At 42.6% G+C, this 26,777-nt stretch carries 25 protein-coding genes and 1 rRNA gene; 14 read left to right on the top strand and 12 right to left on the bottom strand.

All coding sequences use genetic code 11. The annotated features are described in order from the left end of the window. The 5 genes from rrf to ACKWCA_RS19900 form a co-directional block, all read left to right on the top strand. Window positions 1-81 (top strand): 5S ribosomal RNA (rrf, locus tag ACKWCA_RS23990); the annotation flags it as partial. Window positions 82-315: 234 nt separating this feature from the next. Next, on the top strand, window positions 316-2,205 hold the full coding sequence (locus ACKWCA_RS19915) for a 3-keto-disaccharide hydrolase (RefSeq protein ID WP_413979990.1): 1,890 nt from the start codon (window positions 316-318) through the stop codon (window positions 2,203-2,205). A gap of 10 nt (window positions 2,206-2,215) precedes the next feature. After that, window positions 2,216-4,183 carry a plastocyanin/azurin family copper-binding protein gene (locus tag ACKWCA_RS19910; RefSeq protein ID WP_413979989.1) on the top strand — a complete coding sequence of 656 codons (1,968 nt, stop codon included), beginning with the start codon at window positions 2,216-2,218 and terminating at the stop codon, window positions 4,181-4,183. Between the two features lie 19 nt (window positions 4,184-4,202). After that, the gene (gene trhA, locus ACKWCA_RS19905) at window positions 4,203-4,835 is read left to right on the top strand and encodes a PAQR family membrane homeostasis protein TrhA (protein WP_413979988.1); all 633 of its coding nucleotides are present in this window, start codon (window positions 4,203-4,205) and stop codon (window positions 4,833-4,835) included. A 49-nt stretch (window positions 4,836-4,884) separates the two neighbouring features. After that, window positions 4,885-7,107, top strand: a complete 2,223-nt coding sequence (locus ACKWCA_RS19900) for a DUF7133 domain-containing protein (RefSeq protein WP_413979987.1) — start codon at window positions 4,885-4,887, stop codon at window positions 7,105-7,107. A 28-nt stretch (window positions 7,108-7,135) separates the two neighbouring features. Here ACKWCA_RS19900 and ACKWCA_RS19895 read toward each other — a convergent pair whose 3' ends face one another. After that, complete coding sequence (locus ACKWCA_RS19895; protein WP_413979986.1) at window positions 7,136-7,951, bottom strand: DUF6503 family protein; 816 nt, start codon at window positions 7,949-7,951, stop codon at window positions 7,136-7,138. Between the two features lie 39 nt (window positions 7,952-7,990). Then, the gene (locus ACKWCA_RS19890) at window positions 7,991-9,175 is read right to left on the bottom strand and encodes a helix-turn-helix domain-containing protein (protein ID WP_413979985.1); all 1,185 of its coding nucleotides are present in this window, start codon (window positions 9,173-9,175) and stop codon (window positions 7,991-7,993) included. A 123-nt stretch (window positions 9,176-9,298) separates the two neighbouring features. Between ACKWCA_RS19890 and ACKWCA_RS19885 the strand changes: the two genes are divergently transcribed. The 3 genes from ACKWCA_RS19885 to ACKWCA_RS19875 are packed head-to-tail and all read left to right on the top strand — an operon-like array spanning window position 9,299 to window position 15,078. Beyond that, window positions 9,299-12,514 (top strand): DUF1553 domain-containing protein, encoded by a 3,216-nt coding sequence (locus ACKWCA_RS19885; RefSeq protein WP_413979984.1) that lies wholly within the window; start codon window positions 9,299-9,301, stop codon window positions 12,512-12,514. 9 nt (window positions 12,515-12,523) lie between these two features. Continuing rightward, window positions 12,524-14,002 carry a DUF1501 domain-containing protein gene (locus ACKWCA_RS19880; protein WP_413979999.1) on the top strand — a complete coding sequence of 493 codons (1,479 nt, stop codon included), beginning with the start codon at window positions 12,524-12,526 and terminating at the stop codon, window positions 14,000-14,002. Between the two features lie 8 nt (window positions 14,003-14,010). After that, window positions 14,011-15,078 (top strand): NHL repeat-containing protein, encoded by a 1,068-nt coding sequence (locus ACKWCA_RS19875; RefSeq protein WP_413979983.1) that lies wholly within the window; start codon window positions 14,011-14,013, stop codon window positions 15,076-15,078. 13 nt (window positions 15,079-15,091) lie between these two features. On the opposite strand, the gene ACKWCA_RS19870 is transcribed toward ACKWCA_RS19875, so the two are convergent. Together ACKWCA_RS19870 and ACKWCA_RS19865 are read right to left on the bottom strand one after the other, a co-directional pair. Then, entirely contained in the window at window positions 15,092-15,520 is a 429-nt protein-coding gene (locus tag ACKWCA_RS19870; RefSeq protein ID WP_413979982.1) for a DUF4268 domain-containing protein, read from the bottom strand. Next, complete coding sequence (locus ACKWCA_RS19865; RefSeq protein ID WP_413979981.1) at window positions 15,521-16,192, bottom strand: ZIP family metal transporter; 672 nt, start codon at window positions 16,190-16,192, stop codon at window positions 15,521-15,523. An 87-nt stretch (window positions 16,193-16,279) separates the two neighbouring features. On the opposite strand from ACKWCA_RS19865, the gene ACKWCA_RS19860 reads away from it, so the two are divergent. After that, window positions 16,280-17,467 (top strand): THUMP domain-containing class I SAM-dependent RNA methyltransferase, encoded by a 1,188-nt coding sequence (locus tag ACKWCA_RS19860; protein WP_413979980.1) that lies wholly within the window; start codon window positions 16,280-16,282, stop codon window positions 17,465-17,467. A gap of 2 nt (window positions 17,468-17,469) precedes the next feature. Here ACKWCA_RS19860 and ACKWCA_RS19855 read toward each other — a convergent pair whose 3' ends face one another. The 3 genes from ACKWCA_RS19855 to rlmD are packed head-to-tail and all read right to left on the bottom strand — an operon-like array spanning window position 17,470 to window position 20,183. After that, window positions 17,470-18,276: a DUF6048 family protein gene (locus tag ACKWCA_RS19855; RefSeq protein ID WP_413979979.1), complete on the bottom strand. Its 807-nt coding sequence runs from the start codon at window positions 18,274-18,276 to the stop codon at window positions 17,470-17,472. Continuing rightward, window positions 18,257-18,769 (bottom strand): DUF6452 family protein, encoded by a 513-nt coding sequence (locus ACKWCA_RS19850; protein WP_413979978.1) that lies wholly within the window; start codon window positions 18,767-18,769, stop codon window positions 18,257-18,259. Before ACKWCA_RS19850 ends, ACKWCA_RS19855 begins: the two co-directional genes overlap by 20 nt. Before the next feature lie 4 nt (window positions 18,770-18,773). Then, window positions 18,774-20,183, bottom strand: coding sequence for a 23S rRNA (uracil(1939)-C(5))-methyltransferase RlmD (gene rlmD / locus ACKWCA_RS19845; protein WP_413979977.1), 1,410 nt, complete (start codon window positions 20,181-20,183; stop codon window positions 18,774-18,776). Window positions 20,184-20,305: 122 nt separating this feature from the next. On the opposite strand from rlmD, the gene ACKWCA_RS19840 reads away from it, so the two are divergent. The 3 genes from ACKWCA_RS19840 to rocD all read left to right on the top strand — a co-directional run bounded on the left by ACKWCA_RS19840 (window position 20,306) and on the right by rocD (window position 22,685). Next, window positions 20,306-20,839, top strand: coding sequence for an RNA polymerase sigma factor (locus ACKWCA_RS19840; protein WP_413979976.1), 534 nt, complete (start codon window positions 20,306-20,308; stop codon window positions 20,837-20,839). Window positions 20,840-20,849: 10 nt separating this feature from the next. Then, complete coding sequence (locus ACKWCA_RS19835; protein WP_413979975.1) at window positions 20,850-21,236, top strand: DUF6768 family protein; 387 nt, start codon at window positions 20,850-20,852, stop codon at window positions 21,234-21,236. A gap of 168 nt (window positions 21,237-21,404) precedes the next feature. Then, window positions 21,405-22,685, top strand: coding sequence for an ornithine--oxo-acid transaminase (gene rocD / locus ACKWCA_RS19830; RefSeq protein WP_413979974.1), 1,281 nt, complete (start codon window positions 21,405-21,407; stop codon window positions 22,683-22,685). Window positions 22,686-22,732: 47 nt separating this feature from the next. Here the strand turns inward: rocD and ACKWCA_RS19825 are convergent, their stop codons facing one another. The 3 genes from ACKWCA_RS19825 to ACKWCA_RS19815 are packed head-to-tail and all read right to left on the bottom strand — an operon-like array spanning window position 22,733 to window position 23,669. Beyond that, window positions 22,733-23,035, bottom strand: coding sequence for a CCC motif membrane protein (locus ACKWCA_RS19825; RefSeq protein WP_413979973.1), 303 nt, complete (start codon window positions 23,033-23,035; stop codon window positions 22,733-22,735). 1 nt (window position 23,036) lies between these two features. Then, complete coding sequence (locus tag ACKWCA_RS19820) at window positions 23,037-23,360, bottom strand: CCC motif membrane protein (RefSeq protein ID WP_413979972.1); 324 nt, start codon at window positions 23,358-23,360, stop codon at window positions 23,037-23,039. Window positions 23,361-23,381: 21 nt separating this feature from the next. Beyond that, window positions 23,382-23,669 (bottom strand): DUF2752 domain-containing protein, encoded by a 288-nt coding sequence (locus ACKWCA_RS19815; protein WP_413979971.1) that lies wholly within the window; start codon window positions 23,667-23,669, stop codon window positions 23,382-23,384. Between the two features lie 66 nt (window positions 23,670-23,735). On the opposite strand from ACKWCA_RS19815, the gene ACKWCA_RS19810 reads away from it, so the two are divergent. Further along, window positions 23,736-24,278 carry a Smr/MutS family protein gene (locus ACKWCA_RS19810; protein ID WP_413979970.1) on the top strand — a complete coding sequence of 181 codons (543 nt, stop codon included), beginning with the start codon at window positions 23,736-23,738 and terminating at the stop codon, window positions 24,276-24,278. Between the two features lies 1 nt (window position 24,279). Here ACKWCA_RS19810 and ACKWCA_RS19805 read toward each other — a convergent pair whose 3' ends face one another. After that, the gene (locus ACKWCA_RS19805) at window positions 24,280-24,816 is read right to left on the bottom strand and encodes a hypothetical protein (protein ID WP_413979969.1); all 537 of its coding nucleotides are present in this window, start codon (window positions 24,814-24,816) and stop codon (window positions 24,280-24,282) included. A 98-nt stretch (window positions 24,817-24,914) separates the two neighbouring features. On the opposite strand from ACKWCA_RS19805, the gene ACKWCA_RS19800 reads away from it, so the two are divergent. After that, complete coding sequence (locus ACKWCA_RS19800) at window positions 24,915-26,060, top strand: cysteine desulfurase family protein (protein WP_413979968.1); 1,146 nt, start codon at window positions 24,915-24,917, stop codon at window positions 26,058-26,060. 6 nt (window positions 26,061-26,066) lie between these two features. Here the strand turns inward: ACKWCA_RS19800 and ACKWCA_RS19795 are convergent, their stop codons facing one another. Beyond that, window positions 26,067-26,735: a hypothetical protein gene (locus ACKWCA_RS19795; protein ID WP_413979967.1), complete on the bottom strand. Its 669-nt coding sequence runs from the start codon at window positions 26,733-26,735 to the stop codon at window positions 26,067-26,069. Window positions 26,736-26,777 lie beyond the last annotated feature (42 nt).

Here is a 26,777-nt window from a genome sequence, read left to right as displayed (position 1 = left end):
TACCATTCCGAACAGGGAAGTTAAGACCGTCAGCGCCGATGGTACTGCTATACCAAGTGGGAGAGTAGGTCGCCGCCTTGCTCGAAAGGTCCGTGCATCAATAGATGTTCGGACCTTTTTTTTACCGGAACTACACGCGAACACCAATCATTCCTTTCCCGAATTAATTGAACTACAGATCTGAATTTTATCAGTTATATCCTATGACGGTTCAGCATTTCTTGCCATCTGTTCATTTGTTATAGAGACTTGATCTATTGTTCTTCTTTGAAAAGAATAATCCCTTATCTTTAAAACTAAGAATTATAGCAACCAATGAAGTACAACAGTTTTTATGTGGCCGCACTAGGGCTGCTTTTTTTTGTTTCTTGTTCGGAAAGTAAAAAGGATACTCCAAAACCCAAAGCCGAAAATATTATGACCGCCTTACCTTTTACCAATATCGGTTTGGTTGATATTAATGGGTTTAAGAAAACAACGGGTAATTGGAAAATCGTCGGGGGAGTCTATGCGAATACGAATGAAGACAAGATGCTCTCTTCAGAGGAAGGAGCGGGAATTTTGGTCAACCTTCCGAATGATGAGCAAAAAGATAACCTCCATACCGTTTTTGAACATGGTGATTTAGAGCTAGAACTAGATGTGATGATGCCGAAGGGATCAAATTCAGGGTTGTACTTTCAAAGTCGCTACGAGGTACAACTCTTAGATAGTTGGGGTGTCGAAAATCCCAAGCATGGCGATATGGGCGGAATTTACCAGCGGTGGGATGAAACAAACGAAAAAGGGGAAGAGGGTTTTGAAGGTTTTGCACCAAGAATGAATGCTTCAAAGGCACCAGGACTTTGGCAGCATTTGAAAATCATTTTTCATGCCCCAAGGTTTGACGCTTCCGGCAACAAAACCAAAAATGCCTGGTTTGAAGAAGTCTGGTTAAATGGTGTATTAATTCATCAAAATATTCAACTCTCAGGACCAACAAGAGGAGGGGCGGGACCAGAAGAAGTGCCAATGGCATCTCTGATGATTCAGGGTGATCACGGTCCGGTGGCGCTGAAGAATATACAATACAAAAGATATGGCGCCAAGACCATTGGTTTCAAGAATCTCCAATTGCAAACGTATGATAACACTGATAATTTGTTCCCGAACCTAGACAGTGTTGCGGTACTTGAAGAGACGTCCGTTGAAAATATAGACCTAAAGACCATTGCGAACAACAATTCGCAGAAAATATTTAAATACACGGGTTTAATGGGCATTCCTGACTCGGGTGATTATCTTTTCGATGTGAATGTTGACGGCGGTGCTGCCTTGTTGATCAATACCGATACCTTGATCAATATGAACGGCAATTATAATAGGGATTCCCTCGGATTGGGAAAAATAAACTTAAGTAAAGGTGATGTGCCTTTCACATTAATTTACAATAAACATACCCCTTGGCGGAGACATTTCGATTTTTTTGTCGAAGGTCCGGAAATTCAGAAATACTCACTTCAAAAGGCTATAACGCAGGAGACCGGTGCTACTGATGACCCTGATTTTACGATAAAAGTTGGGGCAGCCCCTATTACGCAAAGAAGTTTCTGGATGCATAAGGATGAAAAGAGAACACATTGTATCTCCGTTGGAATGCCACAACGCATCAATTATACTTATGATTTGGAGATGGGGTCACTATTGACCCTATGGGGAGGTGAATTTATGGACGCAGAAAAAATGTGGCGTGGAAGAGGGCCAAAGCAATTAGGCGAACCTCTTGGGGCGATAGTGTCTTTGCACGGTCATCCGGAATTTGCGCTATTGAAAACTAAAGACGCTAAATGGCCTGATTCGATTGCCGAAGATTCCAGTTTCAAATCTTTGGGGTATGAATTTAACACGGCGGATTTGCCCCGCTTTCTATATCGTCTAAATGGCAGTGAAATTGTCAATACGCTGGTCCCATCTAGTTCGCAACGCGCTTTGAGGCGTACGATTACCGTTGACGGTTCATCTTCATTATGGCATAAAGTTGCGCAAGGCGAATCCATTGAGAAGCTTCCCAACGGCACATTTATCGTCAATGACGAGAGTTATTTTATCAATTTTGCCGAAAACTTTGACTTAGCAACTACCATACGAAATAGTAATGGTTTCGATGAATTACTGGTGGAGATTCCACAAGGCAAACAAAAAATTGAGTATGATATCATTTGGTAAAAAGATACGTATGAAGAGTATCCATCTAACACTTCTCGTACTGCTAATTAGTAGTGGTGGTATCGGGAGTTTTGTTCAGGCACAGTCTGAAATGGCTAAAAAGGAGTCGAAGTACTATCAAATTGTGGATGTTCCAATTCCCGACGAAATCCAATTAGAGGTGGGCGGTCTGGCCTTGACCGATGATGATAAGCTAGGAGTCTCTACCCGACGGGGCGAGGTCTGGGTGATTGACAAGCCCTACAGTAAAAATCCTGTATACCAGAGATTTGCCCATGGACTTCATGAACCACTTGGTCTGAACTACAGGGATGCCAGTTTTTACCTCTCTCAGCGTGGAGAGCTAACCCGGCTTCAAGACAAGAATGGAGATGGCAAAGCCGATAGTTATAAGACCATATATTCGTGGCCTTTGTCCGGCAATTACCATGATTATTCTTATGGTCCGAAGTTTAAGAAAAACGGTAATATGCTGGTCACTTTGAACCTGTCTTGGATCGGTCACGGTGCTAGTTTATCCAAATGGAGGGGGTGGCTATTGGAAATCACGCCCGAAGGTGAAATGACGCCGATTGCAACAGGGTTGCGCTCTCCCTCAGGTTTTGAAATCAACGCGGAAGGCGATGTTTTTTATACCGAGAATCAAGGGGATTGGGTAGGTTCTGGTAGAATGACCCACTTGGAGAAGGGAGATTTTGCGGGCAACCCGGAAGGACTGGTTTGGACGGGAGAGCCAAACGCTCCCTTAGATCTTAAAATGGAAGATATTGAAAGGGAATCCGATCTGAGTCTCTACGAGTACGCAAAACAGTTGCCTGCTATGAAAGCGCCGGCCATATGGTTTCCGCATACCATTTTAGGAATTTCCACTTCGGATATCTTATATGACACTACAAATGGGGCATTTGGACCGTTTGAAGGACAATTGTTCATCGGAGATCAAGGACATAGCAAGATTATGCGGGTATATATGGAAAAAGTAAATGGGGTGTATCAAGGAGCTGCCTTTAATTTCGTGGAAGGTTTTTCCTCAGGGATCCTTCGTATGATATGGGGCAGTGAAAATAGCATGTTCGTAGGCATGACCAGCAGAGGATGGTCATCAACAGGCAAAGAACTGTTCGGCTTACAAAGGCTGCGCTGGAACGGCAAGGTGCCCTTTGAAATCAAGAGTATGAAGGCAAAGGCGGATGGCTTTGAACTGGAGTTTACAAAACCGGTGAATAAAAAAATAGCTGCCGATCCGGCATCATATCAAATCGCTAGCTTCAATTATAAATATCATTTTAAATATGGTAGTCCTGTAGTGGATCAGCAAAGTGGGAAAGTAGCCAAAGTTGATGTGTCTTCCGATGGAACTACAGCAAAATTGACCGTACATGGTATGCGTTTGGGCTATATTCATCAATTGAAAGCTCCCGCACTTCGATCCCAAACCGGAGAAGCACTTTTACATGATACCGGATATTATACATTGAACGAGGTACCGGGAGGTGAATTGAAATCACCACCGACCGAACGTATGGCGAGTGGTGTAAAGGGTGTCAAGCAAGAAAAGAGAGTCAACGAAATACCGATAAACTGGACCAATGGAGTTGACAAACAAGTGGTCATTGGCACAAAACCAGGTCTCAAGTATGATATTGAAGAGCTTGAGTTGGAAAGTGGGCAGAAAATTGAATTGACCTTCAACAATGATGACGATATGATGCATAATCTTGTGATTACCGATCGAGGAACCGAGTCTGTTGATAAGGTGGCGGATATGGCATTAAAATTAGGACTTGACGGTCAAGACTTGAATTTTGTCCCCGAATCTGACTTGATTCTGGCCCACACGGGTATTTTGGAACCCGGAACCGATGAAAAAATCTATTTTGAAACGCCTCGAAAACCCGGTGAGTATTGGATTGTCTGCACCTTTCCCGGACATGCGGCATCCATGCGAATAAAACTGACGGTTAAGGCAAGCGCTTGATGATTAGCTTTATAGGTTGATGCAGCATAACGCTCCATATCAAAAGGAAGAACGTCTGAACACAATTTCGCATGCCGTAGGAGTCGTTCTCTCTTTACTTGGCGTATTCCTTTTATTGAACCACAATTCAAACAAGACAGAATATGCGACGATGAGCATACTGATCTATAGTTTGACCTTGATCTCGATGTTCACCATTTCAACACTGTATCATTTGACCGAAAATTTCGAGCTAAAGAAGAAGCTCAGAATTTTAGACCATATCAATATCTACCTCTTAATTGCCGGAACCTACACCCCAATTGCTTTGATTAGTCTTGTTCACGGAAATGGGTGGACTATTTTTTACGCAGTTTGGATAATTGCTGGGTTAGGAACACTATTCAAAATATTTTATACAGGTAAGCTCGAATTTCTATCCTTATTACTGTATGTGGCTATGGGATGGCTCATTGTTATCGATATTGAAAATCTTATGGAGAATACGCCCGATTTGGGGTTTCGATTGTTGTTTCTGGGTGGCGCCTTTTATACCTTTGGCATTCTCTTTTACGCCTTGGAACGCATTCCTTATAATCATTTTATCTGGCATGTTTTCGTTCTTGGTGGAGCCATAAGCCATTGGTTGATGATTTACTTCAGTGTGATTTGAATTATGGGCAAGGCTGTAATAGAGCACAATTTCGATGCAAAGAAAATTTATGAAAGACATCTATAGTATTCTTCTCGTGTTCGCACTACTTCTCAATATGGGCTGCGGCACGTCGTATGAAGAACCATATATTCCGCTTGATAGCTATGTTTTGGAAGAAGGATTTTCGTTGAAGGTTGTTGCTTCGGAACCACATTTAATAGCTCCAGTTGCCATTGATTTTGATGACAAAGGACGAATCTGGGTTGTTGAAATGCCCGGGTATATGAATGATATGAGAGGTACGGGTGAAACCGAGCCGATCGGGAGTATCAAGATTTTGGAAGATTTGGATGCGGACGGAGTAATCGACCATTCCAAGGTATTTTTAGATAGTTTGGTTATGCCCCGAGCACTAGCACACGTGTATGGGGGACTCTTGTATGCTGAACCTCCTAATTTGTGGTTCGCCGAAATTCAAGATGACAAACCGGTAAATAAGGTTCTTGTTGATTCGATATATGCCGCGGAGGGTAATCCAGAACATCAACCAAACGGATTGCTACTCAATATTGATAACTGGATCTACAATGCAAAATCAAATTTTAGATACCGACGAAAAGACGGGATTTGGCAAAAAGAGCCCACCACTTTTCGAGGGCAATGGGGCATCAGCAAGGATAATTTCGGACGGCTGTACTACAATGACAATTCACGACAGCTACTGGGCGACCATATTTTACCGAATCGCTTGATTCGCAATAAGCACTTTACCCCGACCCACGGGGTCGCGCAAATGCTTACTAAAGATCAGCGGGTATATCCTTTGCACGCAACATCGGTCAACAGGGGATATGCCAAGGGTGTCTTGAACAATGATAGCATCTTGGTCAATGCCACTGCGGCCTGTAGTCCGTTAGTGTATCGGGGAGGGCAGTTTTCAGGTGAATATGACGGTAATGCATTTGTGTGCATTCCTGAAGGAAATTTGATCAAACGAAATATCTTGACCTTCAGAGGAGACTCCACCTCGGCTAAACAGGCGTATCAAGGAAAGGAGTTTTTGGCGTCAACTGACGAAGGTTTTCGTCCGGTGAACCTTAATAATGGACCTGATGGCAGCCTTTTTATTGTTGATATGCATCGGGGAATGATAGGTCATCATGCGTATCTGAGTCCATACCTGAGGGAAAAAGTAAAAGGAAACCGCCTGGATACCTTAACCAATTTTGGACGAATACTTAAGGTGAGTACCGCTGGGGTCGCCCCGCAAACAAGTGTGGATTTTCAAGCTGCCAGCAATCAAGAGTTGGTGACTATTTTAAGTCATGATAACGGTTGGATGAGAGATAGGGCGCAACAGCAATTGATTTTTCGCAAAGCCGTGGAGGTCACGGATGACTTAAAAAGGCGGGTACTTGATCACGAAAATGCAAATGCTCAAATACATGCACTGTACACCCTTGAGGGATTGAATGCACTTAATGTTGATTTTTTGATCGACCTCTTGGCGTCAAACAACTCCGATGTCGTCGCTCATGGAATTGTGTTACTTGAAAAATTCACCAAGAAGTCCAATACTGAGGATGTGAGGGAGCTCTTCCATGAATTAGCGCAAAGGAATGACCTTCAAACCGATCTGTATCTTTTGTCCACTTTAGGAGAGTGGATGGCTCTTGACGAGCTGAAGTTTTCTTCTCTGTTTACGGAAATCTTGAATCGACAACAAGGTAAATCGATTTTTAGGGAAGCAGCGTTAAGCGGACTGTCCGAAAACATGACCTTACTTGACAAACCTAGGGAAGAGATGCCTTTACAAAGTGAAATTGCAGAGATTCAAGAACGAAAGGCAAAAGGGATGGTCAATCCCATTTATTCAAGAAAATCATTGGCAGAAGACAACAGAACACGAGGTGCCAAGTTATTTTTCGGTATATGTGCCTCTTGCCATGGTCAGAATGGAATGGGAATAGAAGGACTTGCCCCTCCTTTATTGAATTCTGAGCATGTGGCCGATGCGGAACGATTGGGTTTAATCGTACTACATGGTCTTCAGGGCCCTGTTACGGTGAAAGGAAAACGATATGATTTGAATTTGGCAATGCCAGGACTTATTCGAAATGATGAAATCACCGACAAGGATATCGCTGATATTGTGGCCTATGTAACCAATGCCTTTTCAGATATACCAAGAGGATTGAAAACAGAAAAGGTAACAGAGTTAAGAGCGGCCAGACCGAAGAGTGGCGCAGAATATACAGAGGAGGAGCTTCTTGAGTTTTCCCAAAAATAAAAACACCCTTAAGCCGCTTTCATCGCGTCTACAGTTCTTCTGTTATTGCCCCGTCCGGCACTTCAAAAAGCCCTTCATCCGGAATTACACTCAAAAATCGAATATCACTAAATAAACGCAGGTGATTTTTGCTTTTACCCATCTGACCGTCTTTCCATTCGAAGTTTTCCATTTGATGCGGCATCATGAGTCCTTGAACATTTTGATAATCAGAATAGACCTTAGCGCTGTTTACGGGCGCACTTTCCTTATCAAAATACGAAATGGAGTAAGTCAAGATTTCCAATAGATGGGTATTCGGATCGATATATAGGTAGTACACATCTTCTGGTGTGAGGCCTACACCCTTTCCGAAAGTGATTTTTAACGTTTCATAGGTTTTATCGTTGACCACGGTCTGACCATCATAAAAAGCATGTACCCCTGGATCTTTAAGTAAAAATGGTACACCTATGAAATAGAAATCGAGATTATAATAAAATGCCGAGGATTTACCGGATACTTCTTGCGCATCTGGTTTGGCCCACGCCACTATGCCATCGAATCCGACTTCGTATTTTTTAGATTTTAAATAAGCCCTCCGGTCTTTTAATTGGGTTAATTGATAGACCATTTTTCCGTTATCGCTTAGGTTGTATTCAAGTCCTGCAAAAGACTTCCACGCGTCCATTCCGCCATGAGCGGTTATCGATTTGTCCAATAATGCATTTCCTTTTGTTTCCTCTTCAGAAAGTAAGACGGCGGTTTCGATGGTTTCAGGTGGGGCAACTTTTTCGGTTTCTTTTTTCTCGGTTTTACATGCCGTGAGGAAAAGTAAAAGACAACAATACTGTAGAATTCGCATGGGATGTGTATTAGTAGTCTTAAAGATAAGCTTTGTATACTACAATGCGCTCATATATAGAATCGTGCTGCTCAATTCCGTTCGATCGATACCGTTGACCTCAAAGAACACCTCGTAGTATTTGGGAAGTGTGCCAAACTTGTCCTTCATCTTTTGCTCTATTTCAGCCAGAAGATCTTGATCCGTAAAATTCTTCAAACTTTGGGTAGCACCGGTATCCCATATTCCCGAAAATAGGTAAACACTATTGTTATTGGAACCAGGTACTTTGGCCATTAGCGCATAGTCTGTATGATAATTATCAGCATCCCCACTTGGTCTATAGGTAATCACTTCGGTATTTTTGGTGAAGTGAAAGGCGTCATTTTCGGTATCGTATTCGAAGGCGGAGTTGTCATAAAAATTCTTGAAGACGCCCAAGGTTTTGTGCATGCCCACCACCAAAAGGTCTGAATCTTGCAATTGCTTCGGATTGAAACGAGACATGGTGCGTATGGAGTAATTGTCATCGATGGAGTAAAAAATCTCGCTCAATTTTTTCACCCATTGTGTACTGCCTAAAATCAAATGAGTATAATTCAAGGGAGTTATTTCAACGTCTTCATTGAAATCCCCAGCTTTGAATGCTTCAAATTCTTGCAGCGAATTTATGCTCGGACCCCGAACTGTCCGTATTAAATTTCTTAAGGTGTCTATTTCGTTATAGATGAACAAATCACCCATGACCAAGGTCTTTGGGCGCTTACTCGCTACGAGGTCTTTCCAAAGTCCATTCTGATCGATTAATGGCCTTTTGTTGTTTGAACGTGCTAAATAGAGATTGAATACAAGAGAGACCAGAAGTAACCCTCCAAAGACATAAAGCATAGTTCTGAGTGGAGCGGCCTTTTCCACAATATCATGCCTTTTTTTAACAAATTCCAGAGCATAGCCGCCTTTTGGAATTTGTATGTGATACGCCTCATTCTGGCCTTCATTTTGATAAAAGGTAATAATTTTTTTCCTCAGATTGTACACATAGACCCGTATCAACGTGCTCTGTGACGGATCGAAGTCTTTTTTCGCAAATATTTCACTCGCAATGGTAGTCTCTTTAGGCACATTATTATCTGATGTACAGCGTGCCAAATACCTCAAAAGATTGGCATAAGTAGTGGAATTGCCAAAGGACTTGCTTGAAATAATTTTTTCTATATGCAGTTTGATTTCTTCCGAACCGACCATATCTACGGAGTTTATCTAAAGATAGCTAAATTTCATTAACTGTTAATGAAACGGTTTATTTGACTTTTAACTGTTAAAAAATGATTGTAGCTTACCGTTAAAGTAAAAACGGACATGAAAGGAATGCGTTATATCACTTTTGTTTTAGTCTCATTTTGGTTGACAAGTTGTGATTGGAACCCGCCCAAGGAAATTGAAGCGGCGATGACCGAAGTGCCGGATAAGATTGACTTTAATTACCATGTAAAACCTATTCTATCCGACAAATGTTTTGCCTGTCACGGACCTGATATGGCCAATCAAAAGGCGGGACTCCGTTTGGATATTGCCGAGCATGCATATACCGCTTTGGAAGGTTCTGGAAAAAGTGCTATCGTACCAGGAAAGCCACATAAGAGCGAAATTGTCGATCGCATTTTATCAACAGATCCCGAAAGAAAAATGCCTCCTTTGGAATTTAAGGTAGAATTGACAGATCGTGAAATAGCAATACTGGCCAAATGGATTGCCCAAGGAGCCGAATACAAGCCGCACTGGTCTTTTATTCCTCCAAAAAAGGGTGTAAAACCTTCTGTTTCAGCTAAAGACTGGCCTTCGAATGAAATCGATTATTTTGTGGCCAAGACCTTGGAGTCGAATAAACTAAAACCTTCAAGTAGGGCTTCTAAAGAGGCTTTGATCCGACGGTTGAGTTTCGGTTTGATCGGTCTTCCCCCTTCGGCACAACAAATCGAGGATTTCGTGAATGACCCATCCGAGAATGCCTATGAAAAAGTAGTGGATAAACTTTTGGCATCTCCTGCTTATGGCGAGCGCATGGCGGCTGAATGGATGGACGTAGCCCGATATGCCGATAGTGATGGGTATCTAGACGACAAACATCGAGATTTTAGTCCCTATCGTGACTGGGTGATCAACGCATTTAATGAAAATATGACCTATGATCAGTTTACGACCTTTCAGTTAGCCGGGGATTTGATCGAACAACCGACCCAAGAAAGTAAACTTGCTACGGCTTTCAATAGGTTGCACAAAAGAAATTCTGAAGCGGGAATCGTTTATGAAGAATATAGGGTCGAGTATGTAGCGGACAGAACCCAAGTGGTCGGGAAGGCTTTTATGGGGCTCAGCGTTGAATGTGCGCGCTGCCATGACCATAAATATGATGCCATCAGTCAAAAAGACCATTACGAGTTGTTCGCATTCTTTAATAGCACAAACGAAATAGGCACTGCAGTCTATGGACCAGGTCAAGTACCCGGGCCGTCTTTGTTGCTGACCAACAAGGAGCAAGAGAAAGTGTTGCAGTACATTGATAGCGGTATCGAGGAGATCAAAGAAGAGTTGGTTGCGATACATAAAGAAAAACCTAAAGCCATAGCAGCCCTAACCTCCAATACCGATAAATTGCAATCGCAATTGAAAATCGGACTTCAGAAGGGTTTGAACGCCAGTGTCACCTTTGATGGTTTGCAGCGAAAGAACGAAAAAACCTTTCATGCCTTAACCTATGGGAATAGGGAAGTTACTGTTATCAAAGAACCCGAGGTCAAAGTGGGGGTTTCTGGTGATGCCATCTTCTTCAATGATTATACGACCATTGCACTACCCAAAAAAGTAGGATGGTTCGACCAATGCGATCCATTTACCATTTCGTTGGATATCTACCCCGATACAACATATGATGAAGCGGCGATTTTTACCCATTGCGAGGAAACCCGATTAGGACTTAAGGGGTATTCCCTGCATCTGGAAGACAATCACCTAAAATTCGTATTGGCACGTTCATGGCCTTCAAATGCCATTCAGGTGAAATCGAAACGGCCCATTGCTGAAAAAGAATGGAGTAATGTGACGGTCAGCTATGATGGTTTGGCCAAGGCCAGTGGGGTACGGCTTTACCTTGACGGACATGAAGTTCCAGTGAACGTTGAAATTGATAACCTCTATAAATCCATATTATTTAAGAAGAACAGCCATAACTATCCTTTCCATGGATTTACTTTGGGCGTACGGGATAAGTTTAAAACTTTCAAAGATGGCGGTATCGATAACCTAAAGATCTACAGTCGCGAATTATCCTCTTTGGAGGTGCAATTTGCCAACAAGGCAATAAAGGCTGCTGATATGGCCAAAGAAAGTGAGAAAATAAAGGAGTTCTATCACCAGACCCTTGGTCAAGACCCAGAAGTCGCGCGAAAAAAGCTTCAGAAATTGCGACAGGAACGTATCTCGGTCTTGGAACCTATTAAAGAGATTATGGTGCTTGGTGATATACCGGAGCCCCGCCCCACCTACATTTTGGACCGTGGAATGTACGATGCGCCTACGGAAGAAGTCCTTCCCGATGTACCGGAGGCGATTATGCCATTTAAAAAGGAATTTCCAAGAAATCGATTGGGGCTCTCAAAATGGCTCTTTGATAAAGAAAACCCGCTGACCGCAAGGGTTTTTGTGAATCGCTTGTGGCAAATGCATTTCGGCAGGGGATTGGTCGAGACCGCAGACGACTTTGGCAATCAAGGGAGCCTTCCCTCACACCCTGAGCTACTCGATTGGCTCGCCGTTACATTCATCGAATCAGGCTGGGATATCAAAAAAATGCACAAGTTGATCGTGATGTCAAGTACCTACCAACAGAGCTCTCAAATGAGGCCTGACCTGCTTGATATAGACGTTGACAATGTACTTCTAGCAAGGGGCCCAAGTATGCGGATGACCGCTGAAATGATACGCGATAATGCTTTGGCAATAAGTGGGTTGCTTGCGGGTAAAATTGGGGGACCAAGTGTTTATCCGTATCAACCGGATGGACTCTGGGATGAAATAAGCAATAAACCATGGCGCTATCGCTATAAGCAGAAACCGGGTCCGGGACTCTACCGCAGAAGTTTATATACGATTTGGAAAAGGACATCAGCGCCGCCTTCGATGCAAATCTTCGATGCAGGTGATCGCAGTGTATGTACGGTGCGTCGACGACAGACGAGCACCCCCTTGCAGGCCTTAGTATTGCTGAATGACCCGCAGTTTGTTGAGGCGTCTTACATACTTGCCGAAAGTATTCTTGATGAACTAGGTGGTCAGCCTCAAAAGCAACTGGAACGAGCTTTTCAATTGAGCACCGGTCGAATGCCGCAGTCCAATGAAATGAAGGTATTGCGAAAATTTTTGAGGGATGAGCAAAATCGTTTTTCGAGGAGGAAGGAAGATGCCATTGCCTATTTGAATATGGGTGAAACGAAAATAAAAAGTAGCTCTGATCCAGTAATGGTAGCGTCCTTGGCGACGGTAATCAATGGTGTCATGAACACCTCTGAAGGCTATACAATCAGATAATCCGTTATGATGAACGAATTGAAGAAAGCAAAGGAATTTGAAGAAAGCCGAAGGGGCTTTTTAAAGAAAACTTCATTGGGTTTTGGTGCCTTGGCACTGTCCAGCTTATTGGGGCCGACAACCACGTTGGCCAATGACCTGATATTGCCAAAGAAGCCTTCGCTGATTCCCGGTCCGGAGGGATTCTTAAAAGGGACTCATTTTCCGGCCAGAGCGAAGCGTGTAATCTATCTTTTTCAAAGCGGTGGACCATCGCAGTTGGAGACTTTTGATTATAAACCCGAAATGAAAAAATGGCACGGACAAGAAATTCCGGATTCGGTTCGAGGTACGCAACGCAACTCAGGAATGGTAACCTCGCAATCGACGTTTCCTTTGGTACAATCGATTTATGATTTTAAGCAGTATGGACAATCAGGTGCTTGGGTCAGTGAGCTTTTTCCGTACACCTCCAAAATTGTCGATGACCTTTGTATCATCAAGTCGATGTATACAGAAGCAATTAATCATGAACCTGCGGTTATGTTCGTTCAAACAGGTTCGCAGCTCAGTGGCCGACCTTCCATAGGATCTTGGTTGAGCTACGGTTTAGGAAGTGATAATAAAGATTTACCCAATTTTGTGGTCATGCTTTCCAAAGGGGGTGGGGCGCAACCTCTGAGTTCTGCAGCATGGGGCAATGGTTTTTTACCCTCGCACCACCAAGGAGTTCAATTTCGGTCCGGTAAAGATCCTGTGCTTTACTTGAACAATCCGCATGGAGTACATGATCATGATCGACGAAGGGCTTTGGATTACATTGCCGAGTTGAACAATGAACAATATGATGTTTGGAAGGACCCTGAAATTAAGTCCAAGATCAATCAATATGAGATGGCATACCGGATGCAAAATTCGGTTCCCGAGGCAGTAGATACATCGAATGAACCCGATTACATCTATGATTTGTATGGTGAAGATGCTAAAACCCCAGGAACCTTTGCGGCCAATTGCCTGCAGGCCCGACGTTTGGCGGAAAAGGATGTCAAGTTTATCCAACTATACCACATGGGTTGGGATCAACATGGAGGACTCCCCAGGGGAATCAAACGACAGGCGTTGGGCACCGACCAAGCTACTGCTGGTTTGATTACCGATTTGAAACAAAGGGGACTGCTAGAGGATACGTTGGTCATTTGGGGCGGGGAATTTGGAAGGACCAGTTTCTCACAAGGACGATTAACAGCTGATAATTATGGCCGTGATCACCACCCAGGCTGCTTTACGATGTGGATGGCCGGAGCGGGTGTGAAGGCGGGCATGGTGTATGGTGAGACCGACGAATTCAGTTATAATGTAATCCAAAATGGAGTGCACGTTCACGATTTTCAGGCCACCTTGATGCACTTGCTTGGCATAGATCATGAAAGATTGACGTTTAAGCACCAAGGTAGACGGTTCCGATTGACGGACGTTCATGGTCATGTGGTAAAGGATATTCTAGCCTAATCAAAAACATGAAAAGAAGAAAATTTTTAAAAAAAACGCTCAAAAACGGGAGCGCCACCTTAGTATCTACCATTGTGCCGTTCTATATCATGCCGACTAAACCTAGATTGGAAGAAACCGTGCTCGGTCATGGAGATTTCAAATATCGACTAGAAAAAAGGTGGGGAGATCTTGATTCCGAAAAATACCCAGTTAACAATTGCCATGAAATGGTCATGGATCGTCAAGAACGACTTTTTCTTTTGACAGATCATACGAGGAACAACATACTTGTTTATGATACGAGCGGCAAGCTTTTAAACAGTTGGTCGTTAGAGCTAAAAGGCGCTCATGGACTGTCGATTCATGATGAAGGAGGGGAAGAGTTTCTCTATATCACGGATACCGCGTCAGGAAGGGTCATAAAAACCACGTTGAGCGGAGCTATCGTCATGGAGTTGGATGCGCCGAATACAATTGGGGCCTATGAAACGAATATGCGGTACAGCCCTACCGAAACGGCCGTTGGTCCAAATGGGGATATTTATGTGTCAGACGGGTATGGATCGCAATTTATAGTGCAATATGATGCGCAAGGTAAGTTTATTCGAAAATTCGGGGGCGACAGTTTTTTGGCCGTAGATAAATTCAAACAGGCACATGGCGTGGCCATTGATTCCCGTGATAGTAATTACCCGACACTGATATGTTCGGCCCGTATTAAAAATTCGTTCAAGCGTTTCTCCATGGATGGGGATTATTTAGAGACTTTTTACATGCCAGGACTATTTATTAGTCGTCCGGTTATTGACGATGAAAATATCTATTCCGGGGTTTGTTTCGGAATGACGGAAGGCAATTATAATATGCAACTGAACAAAGGGTTTGTGACCGTTCTCGACAAAGAAAATAAGGTGGTGTCCAATCCGGGAGGTACGCGGCCGACCTATGATGAAAAAGGGAAACTTCAATTAATGTTACAAAAGCAACCCATCTTCAAACACTGCCATGATGTTTGTGTCGACAACGATAAAAACCTCTATGTGTGTCAGTGGAATGCGGGTAAGATTTATCCTTATAAGCTGCATCGGGTCTAAGGTTGCTCATCGGTCAATCCGATAGCATTTCTTGATATTCATAAAAAAAACGTTCGAAGGAAATCATACTTTGGTTCAGGAAAACCATTGTTTCCCTCCACGTATTTTTGTTGTGGATCGATACCTGATTCAGCACTACATAAACCCTTGATAGCTCTTTGCCGTTTTCCAATAGAAAACAGTCTTCGAAAGTGGAACTAGATAAAAACTCCTCCTTTAGGATAGATCTTAAGGAAACGATTTTTTCCCAGAGCGCAATGCGAACCTCTAAATCGGGATGTTCCACATCCATGGAGACCATGGCCTTTTTCAAATCAAAATGGAAGCGAAAAATCAAGCCTTTTACCTTGGTGTTATACAATACCCATTTTCTAGGGTACGACTTCCCAAAGGAAATCCAGAATTCCTGTCGTAGTTTTTTTGATTCCTCTTTGCTGAACATCTACAGAAAATAGGCAATTAGAATTCCCAAAACAATAACTGCTATTTTTCTCAAATTGAACTTATGTCCTTCCGAACTTTCAAAGAGTATAACCGTCGAGATATGTAAAAACACACCGATGACCAAAGCCGTAAGGGGCGCATAGTAGGTATTTACAAACTCAAAGTTGGCGGCAATTAGACTACCTAAAGGTGTCATTAGGGCGAAAAGAAGTATGAAGAATACCGCCTTTACCAGTTTTACTTTGGACTCTACTAAAAAGATGCTCAAAATTATTGCAATAGGAATTTTATGGATAAGGATGCCATAAATTATAGTCTCGTGTTTTTCAATGGGAAAACCTTCTAGAAGCGCATGGATTGAAAGGCTAAGAAATAATAACCAGGGAAAATTGCTTTTATTTTTATCTAGATGAACATGACCGTGTTCCGCCCCTTTGGAGAAAAACTCAAGAAAAATCTGAAGCAAAATACCGAGCAAGACGAAGACCCCAATAGTTTTTGCATCTGAATTTTCATAAACCGAAGGAAAAAGTTCGAAAATCGTTAAGGCTAATAAGAACGCGCCGCTGAATGCCAGTAATAACTTGAAGTTTTCCTTACTTTTTGGTCTTACGACGAGAACAAATACAAAACTCAGCAAAACTCCCAGAATGGGAAGCAGATAGGTCATTCAAACTCGGTTAGGTGATTGTTCGATTTCCGATGTACTAGTAAGGGGCAAAAATACAGTATTTTTGTGGCAATCATAATTACAAGGATGAACAATAATTTTAAAATGGTCGCCAAAACCCTTTTTGGTTTCGAGGAGATTTTAGGCAAAGAACTTCGAAATCTTGGTGCTGGTCATGTGGTCGAAGGCGTTCGAAATGTTTCTTTTGAAGGGGATACCGGTTTTATGTATAAGGCCAACCTCTGCTTACGAACAGCTATTAAAGTACTCAAGCCCATTCATTCTTTTTCAGTACGGAACGAGAACGAACTGTATCGTAAAATCTATACCATGGATTGGGGGGATTATCTCTCCGTCGATACCACCTTCGCCATAGACACAACGGTGAACTCGGATCATTTTACACATTCGCTCTATGTCTCTCAAAAAGCAAAAGATGCTATTGTTGACAAATTTCGTGATACGGAAGGAAAGCGGCCCAGTGTTGATGTAAAGCACCCTGACGTTCGCTTGAACATTCACATACACAAACAACAGTGTACCATTTCACTAGATAGTTCTGGGCGTTCGTTGCATCAAAGAGGCTATCGTATGGCAACGAACATTGCCCCGATCAATGAAGTACTTGCAGCAGGACTTCTCTTGTTGAGTGGGTGGGACGGACAATGTGATTTTTTAGATCCCATGTGCGGTAGTGGCACCCTACTGACCGAGGCGGCCATGATTGCCTGCAACATTCCGGTGAACATCAATAGAAAAGAATTCGCTTTTGAGAAATGGGAGGATTTCGATGCGACGCTCTTTGAAAAGATCGTCAATGCTAGCTTGAACAAAACCCGTGAATTTCATCATAAGATCATCGGTTACGACAAAGCGCCTTCGGCTGTAAGAAAGGCCATTGCTAATGCCGAAAGCGCCAACCTTTCGGAGTATATTACGATCGAACGAAAGAACTTTTTTGAGACCGCCAAACCTACCGATACGCATTTGCATATCGTTTTCAATCCACCTTATGGTGAACGCTTGGACCGCCGCGGTTTGGATTCCGGTTTTGATGTGGAAGCTTTTTACTCCGATATCGGAGATACCTTAAAACAAGAGTATCCAGGTACCGAGGCGTGGTTTATAACCTCTAATTTAGAGGCCTTAAAGTATGTCGGTTTAAGGCCTTCAAGAAAAATCAAGGTCTTCAATAGTCATTTGGAGTCTCGTTTGGTCAAATACGTAATGTACGAGGGCAGTAAGAAGGCCAAGAATAATTTAGTGCAGGAATAATATTACTGCTCTTCTTCGACTGGTGGCGTTATTTTTTTCTTCTTGTTCACCCTTGGTTTTTTGTACAAGGGAAGGAAATAAGAGAGTGTGAAATTATATCCGATACCGAACCTTGCACCGTCTGTCACCTTGTTGAATCCGGGTATAAAAAGGTTCCTAAAATTTTCAGGTTCATCATTTGTAACATAGGCCCCTAAACGAACACTACCTCCCAGAAAAATATTTGCCAATAGCTCCGCTTTGACACCCAAAACGAATTCGAGCCAAATCGCGTTCAAACCTGAAAACTCCCGAGCTTCTGTCGAACCCACAGGAAAATCATCCGGATTCCAATAGCGATTCGAATCATAAATTTGAAAATCATTCAAGGTCTGACTAAAACTACTATAGGCAACACGCCCTCCGATATAAATTAAATTTTGTTCATCAAGCCAATTTCCATAGGTGTTGAAATCGATACCCACCTTGATATAACTACCCGATGTCGTAAAGTTGTATAGATCTTCTTGCCGGTCTCTTTTTTCGTTACCCAGTTCGGCTGCTAAATACAGATTCTGGGTAATTCGGTAGTCACCGACAAGTTCAAAACCCGTGTACTCCGGTTCAAAAAATGTAATCGTAGGTCTACTTAGGTCTACGCCCACGCGGAGGCCATATGATTCCATATAACGGGGACTATCCTTGGTTTGTGGTCCAATTGTTTCTTGTTGTGCCACACTGTCTTTGGGTTGTGGTTCTATCGGTTCTTCCTGCGCCGAAACCAGAAACCCAATCGACAAAAGAAATAAACTAATGAAATATCTTGACATGGGCTGATAAGGTATCTTCGGTTTTTACCATAGCTTTGGCAATTTCCACATTCTGTATCCAGTTTTCGGTATCGGGTGTGATAGCCGCGTCTAAGTTCTCGTAATTGGCGATAAAACCACATGCCCTTCCAATGAATTCTTCTTGAACTTCATAGGAGAAATCAAGGCCATCGATGTTGCCCGCTTCGAAACCTTCATCGTCATCGGCCGAATCGATGATAAATAAAAATTCAGAGATATTCTCTCCGGGATTGAGCGGTATGGCAATCGAGTCAAGGCTGCCACGGTCAGTGAAGGTACTCACGGTCACCTCTTTTCCCGCTCCTACAACTCTGAGGCTCGGTACTTCCTTGAACTCGGTCGTGTTTTCTGCATCGTAAAAACGAATGACCAATTGAGGTGTATCTCCCTCAACACAAATATCATCTTTTTCGCATGCTGAGATCGCAGCGAATAAAAGTAGAATACAAAGAACGATCTTTATATAGTTCATGAGTCTATAACTTCTTTAAAAGTACGATATTTTCAACGTGATGGGTCTGTGGAAACATATCTACGGGTTGTACTTTTTCTACCGTATACATTTCTTTCATCAACGCCAGATCCCTAGCCTGAGTGGCACTGTTACAACTGACATAGACCACTTTAGAAGGGCCGACATTTAAAATCTGTTGTACCACATCTTTATGCATGCCATCCCGAGGAGGGTCAGTGATAATAAGGTCAGGTGCCCCATGGGTCGCAATGAATTCTTCGTTCAAGATATTTTTCATGTCGCCTACATGAAAATCAAGGTTCTCCAAGCCGTTATTCTTAGCGTTCTCTTTGGCATCTTGAATGGCCTCAGGTACAGATTCGATTCCAATCACTTTTTTTGCGTTTTTTGAGACGAATTGCGCAATGGTACCCGTTCCTGTATAAAGGTCATATACCAATTCGGTTCCTGTTAAACCTGCTAATTCACGGGTCAGTTTATAAAGTTCGTAGGCCTGAGCGGAATTGGTCTGATAGAATGACTTTGCATTTATCTTGAACTTCAAACCTTCCATTTCCTCAAAGATATGGTCGCGTCCGGAATGACAGATGACCTCTTGGTCATAGATGGTATCATTCTGTTTTTGATTAATGACATAAAGAAGCGCGGTAATATCAGGAAAGGTTTCGGCCAAGTGGTTTAAAAGTAACTCACGTTTATCGGGTTGATCCTCGAAAAACTGAATCAGTACCATAACCTCTCCAATAGATGAGGTACGGATCATCAAGGTACGCAGCATGCCCTTTTGATGGCGCGGATTAAAAAATGGAATTTGATGCTGCTCTGCAAAAGCTTTGGTCTCTAATCGTATGGCATTTGACGGGTCGGCCTGTAAATGACATTTTTTAATATCGAGAATTTTATCCCACATACCGGGAATATGAAATCCCAATGCATTTTTATCGGCTATTTCGGTATCCGACTGTATCTCTTCGAGTGTCAACCAGCGGCTATCCGAAAAGGAGAACTCCATTTTGTTCCGATAAAAATACTGTTCTTTAGCACCGAGTATAGGGTTGATTTCAGGTAATTCAAGATGACCGATCCTAAGAAGGTTGTTCTCGACTTCTTTTTGCTTATACCATAGTTGATGTTCATAACCCATGTGCTGCCACTTACATCCCCCACATGTGCCAAAATGGGAACAAACTGCTGCTACACGTTTATCCGACAACGCCTTAAATTCTATGGCATGACCCTCAAAGTAACTCTTTCGCTTCTTGGTCGTTTGAACATCGACAACATCTCCGGGTACGGTATTCGTCATGAAAATCACCCTACCATCAGGAGCTTTTCCGATGGTTTTTCCCTTGGCACCAGCATCAATCACTTCGATATTCTCAAATATTTGACGCCTGTTCTTTTTTCGCATGAAAACAAAAGTATCAAAACCCTAGAAGTAATAACAACTATCTTTAAAAGGATATTCCTAAAAAAAGTTAAAAATAATTGAACTTTTTCGCCGAACGGCTGTCTTTAGTTTAGAAACCAGAGATGTCAGATACCGATAAAATATTCGATGGGTTGCTCGTTCTGCAATACAGAGCGGGTAATGCGGATGCGTTCCGTCTTTTGGTCTCACGTCACCACAAAAAACTGTGTAGACATGCCTATTGGTATACCCATGATATCGAAGCAGCGAAAGATGTCGCCCAAGACTGTTGGGGTTTGATTCTAGGGAAACTGCATACACTGCGAGATCCGAATCTCTTCGGAAGTTGGGCGCTTCGCATCGTGACCCGAAAGGCGTTGGACTATTTGAAGAAAGAGAAGAGAGAACTGCAAGAGCGGAATGAATTTACCAGATCTAGTGCCAAAGGGGAAGATACCGATATGCAGGAAGCGAAAGAACAAAAATTGAGTAGCGCGATATTGGATTTGCCCCCTCACCAGCAACAGGTATTGCACTTGTTTTATAAAGAGAGTCATAGCTTGCGCGAAATCAGTAAAATTCTTGATGTCTCAGAGGGCACGGTCAAATCACGGTTGTTCCATGCAAGGGAAAAATTAAAATCAGTACTAAAATAAACTAGAAATCATGAAAACGGAAAAGGAGAAAATCGATGCGATTATCAAAGAAACATTGACAGCGGAAGAGGCCAAGTTTTATGAAGAACTGGAAGAGAAAAACCTCTTGGGAAAATTGGGGGAAGTCTATAGAAGTAAAGTGGGTTGGCTTGCCATTATCATGAACATCATGCATCTGCTCCTCTTTGGGGTATTTGTATACTGTTTGGTTCGATTTTTTGGGACGGAGAGCACCAACGAGCTTATCAAGTGGGCATCGGCCGGATTTCTATGCATGATTTTTATGGGCATGTTGAAATTGTATGTTTGGATGCAAATGGATAAGAACGATATTTTACGTGAACTAAAACGTCTTGAACTGCAGGTGGCGACCTTAGCCCAAAAAGCCAATACCTGACCACAGAACGAAAGAATCTGGGTATAACTAAAATATTTGGTAAATTAGCAGCTCTACAAGGATGATTTCTCTCCTACGCTGAATTTTCACCTCGATAACTATCGGGATTCGAAAGGAAAAAGGTACAGAAGGAATTACTGAAGTTTTATTTAAAAGTAATTTACAATCATGTCAGTTTTAGAAAGAATCACTTCTAAAGATGCTATTGCATTGGAAGAAAAGCACGGTGCGCACAATTACCATCCACTACCAGTTGTCTTGAGTAGGGGAGAAGGTGTGTATGTTTGGGATGTGGAAGGAAACAAATACTATGATTTTCTCTCCGCCTATTCCGCGGTAAATCAAGGGCACTGCCATCCGAAAATAGTCGGTGCGATGGTCAATCAGGCCGAGACCTTGACCTTGACCTCACGGGCCTTTTATAATGATAGGTTGGGTCCTTACGAAAAGTATGTGACCGAAACCTTTGGTTTTGACAAACTCTTGCCGATGAATACCGGTGCTGAAGCTGTGGAAACAGCCTTGAAACTTTGTCGAAAATGGGCCTATGAGAAAAAAGGAATCCCAGAGAACGAAGCGCAGATCATTGTCTGCGAGAATAATTTTCATGGGCGTACGACAACCATTATTTCCTTTTCAAATGACCCCGTTGCCCGAAAGAATTTCGGACCCTATACAGAAGGGTTTGTCAAAATAGCCTATGATAATATCGAGGCGCTCAAGGAGGCCTTGGAAGGCGGTACGAACATCGCTGGCTTTCTTGTGGAACCCATACAGGGCGAAGCGGGGGTCTATGTTCCTTCAGATAATTATTTGAAAGAGGCCAAAGCACTCTGTGAGGCCCATAATGTGCTTTTCATCGCCGATGAGGTGCAGACGGGGATCGCCCGCACAGGCCGCTTATTGGCAACCTGTGGAAACTGTTCTTGCATCGATAAACATTGTAGCGGCACACCCGAAGTGAAACCCGATATTTTGATTTTGGGAAAGGCGCTTTCCGGAGGGGCTTATCCTGTATCCGCGGTACTGGCAAACGATGCGATTATGGGCGTCATAAGACCGGGTAACCATGGGAGTACTTTTGGGGGCAACCCAATAGCGGCTGCCGTAGGAATGGCTGCGCTTGAAGTTGTAAAAGAAGAAGAGCTAGCACAAAACGCCTTCGAACTCGGTGTGTTGTTCCGAGATGAACTGAATAAGTTTATTCCTAACTGCTCCGTCGTGAAATCAGTTCGGGGAAAAGGACTACTGAACGCGATTTTAATAAATGATGCCGAAGAGAGTTCCACTGCTTGGGATATCTGTATGGCCTTAAAAGAGAATGGCCTCTTGGCCAAGCCTACCCACGGCAACATTATTCGATTCGCGCCTCCTTTGGTCATGAACAGAGAACAGCTGTTAGATTGTATATCCATTATCACAATGACACTCGCACAATTCGAGAAATAAAAAAATCCCCGAGCAATCGGGGATTTTCTTTTTGTTGCTTCCTTTCATCAGCCCGCATTCGCTGCAGAAGCAAAAATCGCAATGAGCACACCAAAATAAACGATGCTCAATACCAGCATGATCGCTGAAAGGCCAATACCGATATAAGACAGTATTTTGCCGGTTTTTACGTTTTCAAGACCCGAATACTCTTCAGGGTTCTCATTGTAAATCCGTTCCGCTTTTTTTGCGTTCGAGAGGCCGATAAAACTAAAGATCGCCCCAAAGGGACCACAGCAAAAAAGCGTCGCTACTATAGAAACAATTCCGAAGGTCAAGGCGTTACTTGCGCCTGGTAGTGGTTGATTCATATTATTGTAATTGTTCCATTGCTTCTTGTACTTTTTCCATATAGCCATCCCAGCCACCCATTTGAGAGATACTGAAACCTGTATATGCCAAATACAGTACACCGATCACCAAAGCGACAATTGCCAAGATCTTCGCGGTTTTAAGTTGGCTGTAATTGGAATACCCTTCCGGGTTTTCTTGGTATTTCTTCTCGTCTTTAAGGGCTAGCATTAATCCGATACCTCCGAACAAGATTCCCGGTATTCCCGCAAAACAGCAGCAAAGAAGACCGAAAATAGAGAGTACGATCACAATGGTGACATTAGGTAATTTTTGTTGTTCCATAATCTTAGGGTTGTTATTTAGTTATATGAATTTCAAAATATAATTGCTGAATATCAATACCACACTGCTGATCATCAGCGTGATGATTATTTTATTGGCATACTTGATTTTGAAAAAGGCATCCGCTAATAGAAAGGAAAACAAGGGTATGAGCGTATAGATAGCTGGATACATTTCGAAAGCCGCAACAAAATCACCCTGAAACAAATGTGCAACAGACCGTTGAAGGCCACAGCCCGGACAGTCAACACCAAGAATTTTCTTGGTAAAGCAGGGGAGCATATAGTCTTCAATATGGAATGCCAACATGTTCAGGGAAAAAACGAATATATTCTCCGAAAATTACCATTATTTTTGGGGTTATAAAACAATTTCATGGCAGATTTTCAAATCGGTGATTGGGTTGAGACCATAGATGATACCATTAAAGGAAGAATCATAGCAGTTGAAGACAGCACGGTCGTCATGCAAACCGGCGATGGTTTTGAAATGACGTTCAACACTTCCGAATTGGTGAAAATTCAAGAAGCGATTGTTGTCAATAACTATGAAGTTGCCCAAGTCAAGGCCGAGAAAGAAATTCCTAAGAAAAAGAAGAACAAGACGGTAAGGCCAAGGGAACGCAATGCTCCGCGAATGGAGGTAGACCTGCATATACACCAGTTGACCCCTTCTTCCAAAGGGATGAGCAACCATGAAATGCTCAATCTTCAAATGGATACCGCGAAACGGCAATTGGAATTTGCCATTCGCAAGCGTATTCAAAAAGTGGTCTTTATTCACGGAGTGGGTGAGGGGGTACTCAAAGAAGAACTAAAATATCTTTTTGGCAGGTACGACAATGTAAAATACTACGATGCGGACTATCAGAAGTATGGGCTAGGTGCAACCGAAGTGTACATTTATCAGAATATATAAATTACAGCTCTTCTTCAACAGGGACGGCCGTCGTAACCGTTCCGAAATTATTGATACTCAAATCGGTAATACGGTCGTTTTCCGAGGTGACCAGTGAAATACCACTTAAAATAATGCTATGCTCATAGTTGGTGGCATCGGAACTTAGGGTCGTGGTGATGAAAACCGTACCCCCTTCAGCTATGATTTCCTCGACCACGGTGGGTGTAGTCAGGGGGATATCACTACAGAAGTAATCATTGGAAACCTGGTCTGAAAATATACGGTAGGTAACCTTTGCAGGTCCTGAGGCACTAACGGTCCTCTCGATTTCAGTGGTGGAGACCTCGTTCAGAATCGCATCTGCGGGAAGTTCCAAAATCAAGGCTTCGGTATCGTTCAATTTAAACAGTACGTTCGCCACCTCCGCCATTACAGGATTGTCGTCACATACCTCGATATTGGCACTGTCAAAATCCAATGTCTCAATCTGAAGATCCCCGTCATCGCAGGCAAAAAAAACCAGCAACGAAAAAGTCAAAACCAAGTTTTTAAGCATGCACCAAATTTACTTGAAATAAACTATAAGTTTAGTCTTCATTCACTAGAAATTAACTTTATTTCAATTAATTTTGGCAAGCTTAAATTTGAGGTGATATGGAAAAGGTATACCTAGATAATGCCGCGACAACACAAGTAAGGGGTACTGTAATCGAAAAGATGCAAGACGCTCTGAGTAATTTTTATGGGAATCCTTCTTCGACCCACAGTTTTGGAAGAACGGCAAAAACAGGAGTTGAAAGTGCGCGAAAGACGATAGCCAAGTACATGAATGCCCACCCTTCTGAGATCATCTTTACCTCTGGTGGTACCGAGGCTGACAACATGATACTACGGTGTGCAGTGCGTGATTTGGGTGTTGAGACCATTATCACGACTAAAATCGAACACCATGCTGTGCTGCATACGGTGGAAGAACTTCATGAAAAACTTGGCATTGCCCTTCATTTTGTGGAACTGGATAGTGATGGTAATCCTGAAATGAGCCATTTAAAGTCCTTGTTGGAGGCAGACGAATCCAAAAAAATGGTCAGTCTCATGCATATCAACAATGAGGTGGGAAATAAAATCGACTTGGACGTTATCTGTAGCTTGTGTCAAGAACACAACGCACTATTCCATTCGGATACGGTGCAGTCCATCGGGCATTTTTCATGGGATGTGCAAAAAACGCCGGTTGACTTTCTAACGGCAGCGGCACACAAGTTTCATGGGCCAAAGGGCATCGGGTTTGCCTATATCAAAAAGAATTCTGGATTGGGCTGTATGATTTCAGGAGGTTCACAAGAACGGGGTTATCGGGCAGGGACAGAATCATATCATAATATCGTAGGACTCGAAGAAGCGTTTATTGCGGCTTACGACAACTTGGATGAAGAAGCGGCCTATGTATCCGACCTAAAACGCTATTTTATTGAAAGGATAACCGAAGAAATTCCGGATATCAAATTCAATGGACTTTCAGGTAGTCTAGAAAAAAGTACGTATACGTTGGTCAATGTTTGCCTACCTATGGACCCCCAGAAAGCATTGATGCTCTTATTTCATCTGGATTTGAAAGGAATCGCTTGTTCTAAAGGGAGTGCCTGTCAATCAGGGAGCAATAAGGGTTCTCACGTACTTACGGAGCTTTTGAGCGAAGAAGATCTTCAAAAGCCATCGGTACGGTTTTCATTTTCCAAATATAACACCAAAGAGGAGCTCGATTACACGATTGGGGTATTGAAGGAATTTATGGCTTAGTAAGTATTAACCATTGGATTTTTTCCCTCTTTTTCGATCTTTTCGTTTTTCGCGATCATACGGAAATTTCCGGGTCGCCAATTTCATCATACGGTCAATAAGGTCATCGGTATTCCTTCCTGATTTTTTATTGATTTCCTTTTCGTATTTCCAGAGGAGTTTTCCAGTGATACCATCGCTTATTTTTATACCGATGCGCCCGTAATTGGCATCCCCCAGAAAGTAATCGAGAAAACTGAAATCATCGGGAATACCCTTTGATAACAAAATGTTTAGGTCAAGATTGCCACTGATGATACCATCGACGTTCAATATGTCGCTTAGTTCCTTGATTGTATATACATCGATATTTTCATAAGTGATATTATTTTGAGCTAATATGGCGTTGGTGTTTTTGATGTTTTGGAAATCTACCGAAAATTTCTTTTTCTTTTTCCGTTTCGAAAAATAGGTTTCCAAGGCGTTTTGAACGGCGTAGCCTTCCATCTCTTCCCGTTGCTTTAATTCTTCTTTGGTGACGCCATCTTCCAAATCAAGATGGGTCAAAAACGGCATGATCGCAAGCATCTCATGGCTTTGACTAAGGTCGTCGAATTTTGAACTCTCATAGATATTCTTCTGGGAGTAAGACGAGACGTATAAAAATAAAAAGGCAATTAAGATACCGTACTTCATCAGTGTTCTAATTTGTAACTACTTGATTATTGTTCGTTCAAC

Source organism: Maribacter corallii (assembly GCF_047345415.1).
In the GTDB taxonomy this organism is placed as follows: domain Bacteria; phylum Bacteroidota; class Bacteroidia; order Flavobacteriales; family Flavobacteriaceae; genus Maribacter_C.
The sequence above is the reverse complement of the archived record's forward strand: the minus strand, read 5'-3'. Positions and strand labels throughout refer to the sequence as shown.